General features: G+C 67.6%; 9 protein-coding genes. 4 read left to right on the forward strand and 5 right to left on the reverse strand.

All coding sequences use genetic code 11. From position 1 onward, the window contains the following. Nucleotides 1-87: 87 nt before the first annotated feature. Genes folP through folK form a run of 3 tightly spaced genes read left to right on the forward strand, consistent with a single transcriptional unit; the run spans nucleotide 88 to nucleotide 1,699 of the window. The gene (gene folP / locus COGEMETH_RS12280) at nucleotides 88-861 is read left to right on the forward strand and encodes a dihydropteroate synthase (RefSeq protein WP_238182865.1); all 774 of its coding nucleotides are present in this window, start codon (nucleotides 88-90) and stop codon (nucleotides 859-861) included. Beyond that, entirely contained in the window at nucleotides 858-1,229 is a 372-nt protein-coding gene (folB, locus tag COGEMETH_RS12285; protein WP_238182857.1) for a dihydroneopterin aldolase, read from the forward strand. The genes folP and folB overlap by 4 nt, the downstream gene beginning before the upstream one ends. After that, nucleotides 1,226-1,699: a 2-amino-4-hydroxy-6-hydroxymethyldihydropteridine diphosphokinase gene (gene folK, locus COGEMETH_RS12290; protein ID WP_238182858.1), complete on the forward strand. Its 474-nt coding sequence runs from the start codon at nucleotides 1,226-1,228 to the stop codon at nucleotides 1,697-1,699. The genes folB and folK overlap by 4 nt, the downstream gene beginning before the upstream one ends. A gap of 46 nt (nucleotides 1,700-1,745) precedes the next feature. Here the strand turns inward: folK and xoxJ are convergent, their stop codons facing one another. The 5 genes from xoxJ to rnd form a co-directional block, all read right to left on the reverse strand. After that, the gene (gene xoxJ, locus COGEMETH_RS12295; RefSeq protein WP_238182860.1) at nucleotides 1,746-2,600 is read right to left on the reverse strand and encodes a rare earth element methanol dehydrogenase accessory protein XoxJ; all 855 of its coding nucleotides are present in this window, start codon (nucleotides 2,598-2,600) and stop codon (nucleotides 1,746-1,748) included. After that, nucleotides 2,600-3,211, reverse strand: a complete 612-nt coding sequence (locus COGEMETH_RS12300; RefSeq protein WP_283214984.1) for a c-type cytochrome, methanol metabolism-related — start codon at nucleotides 3,209-3,211, stop codon at nucleotides 2,600-2,602. The genes xoxJ and COGEMETH_RS12300 overlap by 1 nt, the downstream gene beginning before the upstream one ends. Nucleotides 3,212-3,351: 140 nt before the next feature. Beyond that, nucleotides 3,352-5,154 (reverse strand): lanthanide-dependent methanol dehydrogenase XoxF5, encoded by a 1,803-nt coding sequence (gene xoxF5 / locus COGEMETH_RS12305; RefSeq protein ID WP_238182861.1) that lies wholly within the window; start codon nucleotides 5,152-5,154, stop codon nucleotides 3,352-3,354. 635 nt (nucleotides 5,155-5,789) lie between these two features. Then, nucleotides 5,790-6,083 carry a hypothetical protein gene (locus COGEMETH_RS12310; RefSeq protein ID WP_238182863.1) on the reverse strand — a complete coding sequence of 98 codons (294 nt, stop codon included), beginning with the start codon at nucleotides 6,081-6,083 and terminating at the stop codon, nucleotides 5,790-5,792. A gap of 138 nt (nucleotides 6,084-6,221) precedes the next feature. Next, entirely contained in the window at nucleotides 6,222-7,376 is a 1,155-nt protein-coding gene (gene rnd / locus COGEMETH_RS12315; protein WP_238182870.1) for a ribonuclease D, read from the reverse strand. Nucleotides 7,377-7,557: 181 nt separating this feature from the next. On the opposite strand from rnd, the gene aspS reads away from it, so the two are divergent. Continuing rightward, entirely contained in the window at nucleotides 7,558-9,411 is a 1,854-nt protein-coding gene (gene aspS, locus COGEMETH_RS12320) for an aspartate--tRNA ligase (RefSeq protein WP_238182864.1), read from the forward strand. The last annotated feature ends 65 nt before the right edge of the window (nucleotides 9,412-9,476 follow it).

The following is a 9,476-nucleotide window of genomic DNA, read 5'->3' on the forward strand; positions in this document are numbered from 1 at the left end:
GCCCATCCAACCGGCCGAGCCACCTTGATCCAAGCCTCCCCAGCCCTTGCCGGCCTGCTGCCCGATCTCCGGCGGCGGGTGCTGGTGATGGGCATCCTCAACGTGACGCCCGATTCCTTCTCGGACGGCGGCCTCTTCGTCGGCGAGGCCGAGGCCTGCGCGCAGGCCGACCGCCTCGTGGCCGAGGGGGCGGCGATCGTGGACGTCGGCGGCGAGTCGACCCGGCCGGGCCATACGCCGGTCCCGGCCGAGGAGGAGCAGGCCCGCGTCGTGCCGGTGATCCGGGCGATCGCCCCGCGCGTCGGCGCGCCGGTCTCGATCGACACCTACAAGGCCTCCACCGCCGAGGCGGCGCTGGCGGCCGGCGCCCGCATCGTCAACGACGTCTGGGGCCTTCAGCGCGAGCCCGACATCGCCCATGTGGCCGCCGACCACGGCGCGCCGGTGATCGTGATGCACAACCGCGAGACGATCGACCCCGGCCTCGACATCGTGGCCGACATGCTGCGCTTCTTCGAGCGCTCCCTCGGGATCGCCCGCAAGGCCGGCATCCCGGACGGCGACATCGTGCTCGATCCCGGTATCGGATTCGGCAAGTCCTGGGAGCAGCACCTGGACGCCCTGCGGCGCCTGCCGGAGATCCGGGCCCTGGGCTTCCCCCTCCTCGTCGGCGTCTCGCGCAAATCCCTGCTCGGGCGCCTGCACGACCGCGAGACCCGGCCGGCCGACCGGCTCTACGGGTCGCTGGCGAGCCACACCCTGGCCGCGACCCTCGGCGCCGACATCGTGCGGGTGCACGACGTGGCCGCCCACGTCGACGCGATGCGCGTGGTCGACGCCGTGATGAGGGGCCGCCGATGAGCGACCGCATCCTGGTGAGCCGCATCGCGGTCTTCGCCCGTCACGGCGTGCTGCCCGAGGAGGCGGTGCTCGGCCAGCGCTTCTACGTCTCCCTCGATTGCAGCCTCGATCTCGGACCGGCCGGGCGTACGGACGACGTGGGCGAGACCGTGAGCTACGCCGACCTCACCGCCCTGGCGGTCGAGATCGCCACGCAACGTCGCTTCGCCCTGATCGAGGCGCTTGCGGAGGCGATCGCGGGTGCGGCCCTCGCCCGGTTCGCACGATTGTCGGCGATCGGCGTGCGGATCGACAAGCCCGGCGCCCCGGTCCCTGCCATCCTCGACGGGGTCGCCGTCGAGATCACCCGCAGGCGGGTGGCGGCGTGAGCCGGGCCTATCTCGGATTGGGCAGCAACGTCGGCGACAAGGCGGCGATGCTGCGCGCCGCCGTCGAGGGCTTGGCCGCCACACCCGGAATCCGGGTGGTCGCGCGCTCGTCCGACTACCGCACGCCCCCCTGGGGCGACACCGACCAGGATTGGTTCCTCAACGCGGCCCTCGGGATCGAGACGACCCTGAGCCCGCACGCCCTGCTCGACGCCTGCCTCGGCGTGGAGCAGGCCCTGGGCCGCATACGCGAGCGCCGCTGGGGGCCCCGCGTCATCGACATCGACGTGCTGTCCTATGCCGGGGCCGAGGTCTCGGACGAGCGCCTCGTCCTGCCGCACCGCTACGTCCGGGAACGGGCCTTCGTCCTCGTGCCGTTGGCCGAGATCGCACCCGACCTCGTCGTGGGCGGGGAGACCGTGTCCGAGGCCCTGGCGAAGCTCGACCGCAGCGGCATCGAACCGGCCTGAGCCGGTCGCCATGGAAGGAGGCCGGCGATCTACGCGGCCCCTTTCCTCAGGGTTTGGACGCGTCCAGAAGCTTGTTCTCCTCCTCGTCGAGGAGGGGCACGTCGTAGTCCCGCAGGACCTTCTCGATGTCGTCCTTGCGCTTGCGTAGGATGGTGTTGAGGGCCCGCTTCCAGTCGTTCTCGCCGATCCGCACGCCCATGGAGATGCGGTAGGTCAGCGGCGGCCGGTCCGGCTCCCCGAGCAGGGGGACCACGTCCATGGCGGTGCCGCTCTGCCTGGCCAGCCATCCGGCGGCGGGCCCCCAGAGGATCGCGGCGTCGAGGTCCTTGGCCGCGAGGTCGGCCACGATCTCGGCCCCGACCGTCTGGTTCTTGCGCGCCGGGTCGAGCTGATAGGGCGCGTACGCCTTCATGCCCGAGATCAGTCCGAGTTCGCCCATCCGGTTGACCGGCGGCGTGCCCGCGATCACGCCGATCCGCTTACCCTTGAGCTTCGGGTCGGAGAGTGTCGCCACGCCCGTGAACTCGCCGCGGCGCGTCACCAGGGTGTAGGCGGAACGGTAATAAGGGTTGGTGTTCTGGACGAGGTCGGTGCCGAGCGCCGAGCCCATGATGATGTCGCACAGACCGGTGCCGAGGGTGTTGCGGACGAAACCCGGCCCCTGCGTCAGCCAGTAATAGCGCACCTTCACCTTGAGTTCGTCCGCGACGATGGTCGCGATCTTATTCTCGAACCCGTCTTCCTTGCGCTGGGAGAACGGCATGTTTCCCGGATCGCCGCAGACGCGCAGCACGTCCGTGGTGACGAGGTCGGGCAGGTGCTGGGCGCGCGCGTCCCGCGCCCCTGCCGGAATCAGCAGGAGCGCGAGGGCGGCGGCGATGCGCCGGTGCATGGGCGTCATCAGCCGCCCATGCACTCCTTCTCGGACTTCTTGGCCGCCTCGGGCTTGTCTTCCTTGTCGCCGGGCCGCACGCGGCCCATCGCGCCGGTGGCGCGCGCCTTGAGGTAGACGTAGAGGTCGTCCGCGTAGCACATGACATTCTTGTTGTCGCCGAAGGCCGGCATGACCTTCTGGTCGGACGAACTCACGTCCTGCTTGCCGCCGGCCAGGATGCCGATGAACTCCTCGTAGGAGAGGTGCTTCAGGGAATCCTTGAGGGCGGGCGCGTAGGTCGAGCCCATGCCGTCCGGACCGTGGCAGACGTGGCACTCGGCGTGGTAGCGACGGTATCCGGAGTACGTATACCAGTCGAACTTCTTGCCCTTGTCGGTCACGTGGAAGGTCGGATGACCATCGGCATCGAGGTACTTGCCGTCCTCGACCTTCGTAGCCGCGTTCTTCTTCAAGAGCTTGTCGTCGACTTCCGCCGACTTGTCGTCGGTGTTGAGCGAGTTGGCGAGGGCGGCGTCGGCGGGCTTGGCATCCTCAGCATGTACGGCAACCACTCCAACGGTTGCTAGGGCGAGGGCAGCCAGGAGCGGCCGCGATACGGTTTTGCTGAGGTACTGCAACGTCTCTCTCTCCCTGAAGCGGCACGCCGGCAGAGCGCCGGCTGGCAGGACCGCTATCTTGTTTCATATTATCCTAATCGTAAGAATGCCGGCGCGGAAGCCCGCGCCGGCATTCATTTCAGACCAAGCTCTGCGACCGATTAGTTCGGCAGCGCGAAGACGGTGAGCTGACCGCCGAGGTTGGTGTAGTTCGAGAGGGCGGCATAACCACCCACCGCGCCGAGGCCGGCGTTCGGGTCGGTCAGGCCGGCCGCGAGGCCGATGCCGGCCCAGCCACCGACACCCGACAGGATGCCGATGAACTGCTTGCCCTTGTGCTGGTAGGTCATCACGTTGCCGATGATGCCCGAGGGGGTCTTGAACTTGTAGAGTTCCTTACCCGACTTGGAATCGACGGCCTTCAGGTAGCCTTCCAGCGTGCCGTAGAAGACCACGTCGCCGGCGGTGGCCAGAGCGCCCGACCACACCGAGAACTGCTCGGGCAGCGACCACTTGATCTTACCTGTCGTGCCGTCCCAGGCGATGAAGTTACCCATGCCGCCGTGGCTGTTGGGGGCCGGGTACATCGCCAGCGTGGCGCCGACGTAGGGCTGGCCCGGGGTGTAGGTCACCTTGAAGGGCTCGTAATCCATGCAGACGTGGTTGGTCGGCACGTAGAACAGGCCGGTCTTCGGCGAGTAGGCGGCGGGCTGCTGGTCCTTGGTGCCCAACGCGGCCGGGCAGATGCCCTTGGAGTTGGTGTCCTCACCGTTCTGCTCGGTCGAGTACTTCGACACGACCAGCGGACGGCCGTAGGTCTTGGAGCCCTTGTCCATGTCGACCTTGGTGGCCCAGTTCACCACCGGATCGAACTTCTCGGCGACGAGGAGGGCGCCGGTCTCGCGGTTCAGGGTGTAACCGAAGCCGTTGCGGTCGAAGTGCGTCAGGAGCGGCTGCTCCTTGCCGTCGACCTTCTGATCCGTGAGGATCATCTCGTTGATGCCGTCGTAGTCCCACTCGTCGTGCGGGGTCATCTGGTAGACCCACTTGGCCTTGCCGCTATCCGGGTTACGCGCCCAGACCGTCATGGACCAGCGGTTGTCGCCCGGACGCTGCTTGGGGTTCCAGGTCGAGGGGTTGCCCGAGCCGTAATAGACCAGATCGAGCTTGGGATCGTAGGAGAACCAGCCCCAGGTGCAACCGCCGCCGGTCTTCCACTGATCGCCTTCCCAGGTCGAGGTGGAGGAGTCCTTGCCGACCGGCTTGCCGAGGTGGGTGGTCTTCTCGGGGTCGATCAGGGTCTGCTCGTCCGGACCCATGGAGTAGCCGCGCCACACCTTCTTGCCGGTCTTGGTGTCGTAGGCGGTGACGTGGCACTGCACGCCGAACTCGCCGCCGGAGATGCCGACGATGATCTTGTCCTTCACCGGCAGGACGGTCGCGGTGTTGGTCTCGCCCTTCTTCGGGTCGCCGTTCACGACCGACCAGTTGACCTTGCCGGTCTTGGCGTCGAGCGACACCACCGTCGTGTCGGCCTGGTGCAGGATGATGGCACCCTCGGTGTAGGCGAGGCCACGGTTGACCGTGTCACAGCACATCACCGGGATGACGCTCGGATCCTGCTTGGGCTCGTACTTCCACACGATCTTGGCGTCGTGGTCGAGGTCAAGGGCGTAGACGATGTTCGGGAAGGGGGTGTGGACGTACATCATGTTGCCGATCACGAGGGGCGAGCCCTCGTGGCCGCGCAGAACGCCGGTCGAGAAGGTCCAGGCGACCTGGAGGCTCTTGACGTTGCTGGCGTTGATCTGGTCGAGCTTCGAATAACGCGTGTTGGCGTAGTCGACCGTCTGAAGAACCTGCTCCGCCGGGTTGGCGAGGTGCTTCATCAGGTCGTCGTTGGCGATGGCCGGGGCTGATGCCGCCAGTCCTGCGCCGAGTGCGAGAAGGTGGACCGCTCTCATGGATTCCTCCGACAAGTCTTAGGACCGTTGGCGCGAGTTCTCTCGCGACCTTTGGCTTGACCTGCTGTTTGCGACAGGGATCGATACGCTTCGGTAGCGGGCGAGGTTTCAGCGTCCGAAAAGATCGCTGAGCCAGGAACCGCTATCCCTTGAGCGGCCCCCTCGAAACCGAAGCTTGAATGAACTCTAAGAGAAATCTGAGCGCCGTCAACTCGCTTCCGGGGTGCCTGATCGGATTGTGCCCAAGTCTTGGTCGGTCCGGAGCAAGCTGGGCCGTTGCCTTGCTGTGCAAAAGTGTTTTGTGCATCGCACAATAGGTGCGACAGGAAAGCCGTGCACGGTCGAATATTCCTGCCTCGACCATGCGGTTCTTGCAGCTTTAGGCTTCGACCCCGCGATAGTCATGCGTCCGGAGCGGGCGTTGTTCGAAATCGGGCGACGGACCACGGTGCCTGACACCGGTCGCGCGCGATGCGCCGCAAAATAGCCGTGCTTGCGCGGACGGGCGCCCTTCGGGCTTGGGCATTGCGCATTCGTCCCGGATCTGCGCGCCCACGCCGCAGTCTGACCCCGTCGGGCCGTTCGAGGAGGGACGGAAACCGGTCCGGGTGCCCGAATCGGCCTCCCGCGGCCCCTCACGCGAGGGTGGCGGATACGGGGGCCGTGCTCTCGAACTCGGCGACTTCGCCGACCAGATCGGTGACGGAGATCTCGATACGCTGGCCGGCCTTCAGCCGGAGCTGCGCGTCCGGCTCCAGCCAGATCGCGCGCAGGCCCGCATGGCTTCCCCGCAGGGTCCCGTGGGCGATCAGGCTTCCCTCGCGCCGCTCCACGACGAAGCGGTAGCGGACCCGGACGCTCTCGCAACCCTCTGCCAATACGAGGCCGCGGCCGGTCAGCGTCGTCAGGACTTCGTTCGGTTCGGACATCGCACGCGACGCGGGAGGGACTGGGTATTTTAGGCAATCGCATTGCCGTTTAATCCCGGTCCGCCGGAGAGTCACCCGTCCCGCGCTACAAAGGGCGTGCCTTACCGCTCGATCCGCATCCGCCTCGGCGAGAGGCGGTCATTCCAGGCTGCGCACCACGATGCGGCCGCCTTCGGCCGAGAGGGCCAGGCGCCCGTGCTTGAGGGCGAGCGCCTTCTCGCCGAACAGGGCCCGGCGCCAGCCCTGGAGCACGGGCACGTCGGCTTCGTCGTCGTCGGCCAGGGCCTCGAGGTCGTCCACCGTGGCGATGATCTTGGGCGCGACCCGCTCCGCCTCACACACGGCCTTCAGCAGCACCTTGAGGAGTTCGACCAGGGCGCCGTTGCCGCCGCCGCGGGTGCGGCCGCGCTCCAGCCGCGGCACGTCGGCCGTGTCGCGGGCAAAGCCACGCTCGACCGCCTCCAGGATCTCCGTGCCCGTGCGCGAGCGCTCGAAGCCCGCCGGGATGCTGCGCAGGCGCCCCAGCGCCTCGACGCTGCGCGGCGCGCTGGAGGCCACGTCGATCACCGCCTCGTCCTTGAGGATGCGCCCGCGCGGCACGTTCCGGGTCTGGGCCTCGCGCTCGCGCCAGGCGGCGACCTCCATCAGCACGGCGATCTCGCGGGGCTTGCGCATCCGGCCCGACAGGCGCCGCCAGGCCTGGGCGGGGTCCGCCTTGTAGGTGTCGGGGGAGGTGAGGACGCTCATCTCCTCGTCGAGCCAGGCGCCACGGTCGGTGCTCAGCAGCTCGGACACCAGGGTCTCGTAGACGGTGACGAGGTGGGTCACGTCCGAGAGGGCGTAGGACAGCTGCGCGTCAGAGAGGGGCCGGCGCGACCAGTCGGTGAAGCGGGAGGACTTGTCGATCTTGGCCTTGGCCACGTCGTTGACGAGCTGCTCGTAGGAGACGGAATCCCCGTAGCCGCAGACCATCGCGGCGACCTGCGTGTCGAAGAACGGCTGCGGCAGCAGCCCGCCCATCAGCCAGACGATCTCCAGGTCCTGGCGGGCGGAGTGGAACACCTTGACCACGCCCTCGTCCGCCATCAGGTCGACGAAGGGCTGGAGGTCGATGTCCTTGGCCAGAGGGTCGACCAGCACGCCGGTGCCGTCCGGGCCCGCCATCTGGATCAGGCAGAGCTTGGGATAGTAGGTGGTCTCGCGCATGAACTCCGTGTCGACGGTCACGAAGGACTGCGCGGCGAGGCGGTCGCAGGCGTCGCGCAGGGCCGCCGTCGTGCTGATCAGGTCCATGACACAGGCTATACGCAAGCTTTCTCCCGATGGGGAGCCGGCCCGCGCCCGCTCCCCATGTTTCGGCCTTCCATTCGGTCCGCCTGCGGGGCTCCAGCCCGGCCACGCTCCCGGATCGCCGATGCTTGACTTGGCGGGCCTCGCGTGAATGGTGCCGCCCTCCCATCCGAAGAAGTCCGCCATGCACCGTTACCGTTCCCACACCTGCGGGGCGCTCCGCCCGTCCGACGTCGGGCAGACCGTCCGCCTGTCCGGCTGGTGCCACCGCATCCGCGACCACGGCGGCGTGCTGTTCATCGACCTGCGCGACCATTACGGCCTGACGCAATGCGTGGTGGATTCGGATTCGAAGGCGTTCGCGGCGGCCGATTCCGTGCGCTCCGAATGGGTGATCCGCCTCGACGGGCGGGTGCGGACGCGGCCCGCCGGCACCGAGAACGGGGAACTGCCCACCGGCGACGTGGAGGTCTACATCGACGAGATCGAGGTGCTCGGCCCCGCAGCCGAGTTGCCGCTCCCGGTCTTCGGCGACCAGGAATACCCGGAGGAGACGCGCCTCAAGTACCGCTTCCTCGACCTGCGCCGGGAGAAGCTGCACGCCAACATCATGAAGCGCGGCGCCATCATCGACGCCCTGCGCCGCCGGATGCGCGACGGCGGTTTCTTCGAGTTTCAGACGCCGATCCTCACCGCGTCTTCGCCCGAGGGCGCCCGCGACTACCTCGTGCCGTCCCGCGTGCATCCGGGGAAGTTCTACGCGCTGCCCCAGGCCCCGCAGCAGTTCAAGCAGCTGACGATGATCGCGGGCTTCGACCGCTACTTCCAGATCGCCCCGTGCTTTCGCGACGAGGACGCCCGCGCCGACCGCTCGCCGGGCGAGTTCTATCAGCTCGACATCGAGATGAGCTTCGTCACCCAGGAGGACGTGTTCCAGGCCGTGGAACCGGTCCTGCGGGGCGTGTTCGAGGAGTTCGCCGGAGAGAAGCGCGTCACCAAGGTGTTTCCCCGGATCACCTACGCCGACGCCATGCTCAAGTACGGCGTCGACAAGCCGGACCTGCGCAACCCCCTGCTCATCGCCGACGTGACGGACGAATTCGCCGACGACGCGGTGGAGTTCAAGGCGTTCAAGGGCGTCATCAAGGGCGGCGGCGTCGTCCGCGCCATCCCCGCCACGGGGGCGGCCTCCCAGCCCCGTTCGTTCTTCGACAAGCTCAACGAGTGGGCCCGCTCGGAAGGCGCGCCCGGCCTCGGCTACATCGTGTTCGAGGACGAGGGCGGACAGCTGAGCGGCAAGGGGCCGATCGCCAAGTTCATTCCAGCAGCCGTGCAGGCCCGCATCGCCGAGAAGACCGGCGCCAAGGCCGGCGACGCGGTGTTCTTCGCCGCCGGCACCGAGGCCAAGGCGGCCGGGCTCGCCGGCAAGGCCCGCATCAGGATCGCGGACGATCTGAACCTGAGCGATAAAGATCAGTTCGCCTTCTGCTGGATCACCGACTTCCCGATGTACGAGTGGAGCGAGGAGGAGAAGCGGATCGACTTCTCCCACAACCCGTTCTCGATGCCCAATTTCGACCGCGACGATTTTTTGCGACTCGACGTTGCTGCGACCGAAGCCGAGCGGGCCACCGGCCCTGACAGTGAAATCACAAAAAAAATCTTGGATATCAAGGCGTTCCAGTACGACATCGTCTGCAACGGCATCGAGCTGTCCTCGGGTGCGATCCGGAACCACCGCCCCGACGTGATGGAGAAGGCCTTCGCCATCGCCGGCTACGGCAAGGACGTGCTGGAAGCCAAGTTCGGCGGCATGCTGAATGCGCTCCGCCTCGGGGCCCCGCCCCACGGCGGCATCGCGCCGGGTGTCGACCGCATCGTCATGCTGCTGTGCGAGGAGCCGAACATCCGCGAGGTCGTGCTGTTCCCGATGAACCAGCGCGCCGAGGACCTGATGATGAGCGCCCCCTCCGAGGCGACGCCCAAGCAGCTGCGCGAGCTGCACATCCGCCTGAACCTGCCCGAGAAGAAGGCGTGATCCGCAGCGCTTCTCCCTCGCCCCTCTGCGGGAGAGGGTGGCCCGCGAGCTAAGTCGGGAGAGGG

It is taken from the genome of Methylobacterium trifolii (assembly GCF_022179685.1).
Taxonomy (GTDB): Bacteria; Pseudomonadota; Alphaproteobacteria; order Rhizobiales; family Beijerinckiaceae; genus Methylobacterium; species Methylobacterium trifolii.

Coding starts and splice junctions, on each gene's coding strand:
- rnd (WP_238182870.1), bottom strand. CDS start 7,376: ATGGACCTGATCAGCACGACGGCGGCCCTGCGCGACGCCTGCGACCGC.
- folB (WP_238182857.1), top strand. CDS start 858: ATGAGCGACCGCATCCTGGTGAGCCGCATCGCGGTCTTCGCCCGTCAC.
- COGEMETH_RS12310 (WP_238182863.1), bottom strand. CDS start 6,083: ATGTCCGAACCGAACGAAGTCCTGACGACGCTGACCGGCCGCGGCCTC.
- xoxF5 (WP_238182861.1), bottom strand. CDS start 5,154: ATGAGAGCGGTCCACCTTCTCGCACTCGGCGCAGGACTGGCGGCATCA.
- xoxJ (WP_238182860.1), bottom strand. CDS start 2,600: ATGACGCCCATGCACCGGCGCATCGCCGCCGCCCTCGCGCTCCTGCTG.
- folP (WP_238182865.1), top strand. CDS start 88: ATGGGCATCCTCAACGTGACGCCCGATTCCTTCTCGGACGGCGGCCTC.
- aspS (WP_238182864.1), top strand. CDS start 7,558: ATGCACCGTTACCGTTCCCACACCTGCGGGGCGCTCCGCCCGTCCGAC.